At 35.9% G+C, this 1,122-nt stretch carries 1 protein-coding gene; it reads right to left on the bottom strand.

Translation table 11 applies throughout. The annotated features are described in order from the left end of the window. The coding region (locus tag ACP6PK_RS08035) for a hydantoinase/oxoprolinase family protein (protein WP_426559164.1) at positions 1–1,122 on the bottom strand (1,122 nt) is incomplete at both ends.

Raw genomic sequence — 1,122 nt, 5'->3', positions numbered from 1 at the left:
AATAATTTTCTGTTATTAACTCTTGTTTTGCTTCAGTTTCTAGCTTAGTAAAAATTCCCTTCAACTCTGGGAATAATTCTGGAGTTAGTATTTTTTCAACTGCCTTTTCTTTCATCACTCGAATATCTGCTAATCCCATCCCATAAGCAGATAAAACTCCCGCATAAGGATGAATAAAAATTTGTTTCATTCCCAAAGCATCAGCAATTAAACAAGCGTGTTGACCTCCCGCACCACCAAAACAACAAAGAGTATATTCCGAAATATCATAACCTTTTTGCAGAGAGATTTTTTTAATCGCATTTGCCATTTTTTCCACAGCAATAGCTAAATATCCACTTGCCACCTCTTCCGGTTTTTTACTATTACCTATTTCCGCTGCTAACTGAGCAAACTTTTCTCTAACAATCTCCAAATTTAAAGGTAAATTTCCCTCCTTTCCAAACACTTTAGGAAAAAATTCTGGCTGTATTTTTCCCACCATTACATTACAATCTGTGACTGTTAAAGATCCGCCTTTTCCATAAGCAGCAGGTCCGGGATTTGCTCCAGCAGATTCAGGTCCAACACGATATCTAGCCCCATCAAAAAATAAAATTGAACCTCCACCAGCAGCAACAGTATGTATCGACATCATCGGAGTTCGTAGACGTATTCCAGCAATTTCTGTTTCAAATTCTCGTTCATATTCTATTGTTTTATTTGCTGCTCCGGCGTAATGAGCAACGTCGGTAGAAGTACCACCCATATCGAAGCTAATTATTTTATGAAAACCTGCCATTTTACTTGTTTGAACTGCTCCAACAATTCCACCAGCAGGACCAGATAAAATACTATCTTTTCCTTGAAATTTTTGAGCATCTGTTAAACCGCCGTTCGACTGCATAAACATTAGTTTCACCTCATTTATTTTTGAGGCATCTTTGTTGCTAAAACTATCTTTTTCTAAGTTGAAAGTTACATCTTGTCTATGCTCTTTTTTTTCTTCTACCTCAACCTTTATTTCTTCCCTTTCCAAAGAATAATTTTCTTGGATTGGATTTATTTTTGAGGCGTCTTTACTGCTTAAACTATCTTTTTCTAAGTTGAAAGTTACATCTTGTCTATGCTCTTTTTTTTCTT

The organism is Dapis hubbardiae BLCC-M172 (assembly GCF_050016015.1).
Classification (GTDB): Bacteria; Cyanobacteriota; Cyanobacteriia; order Cyanobacteriales; family Microcoleaceae; genus Trichodesmium.
Note: the sequence above shows the minus strand (reverse complement) of the source record. Positions and strands in the feature narration are given on the sequence as shown.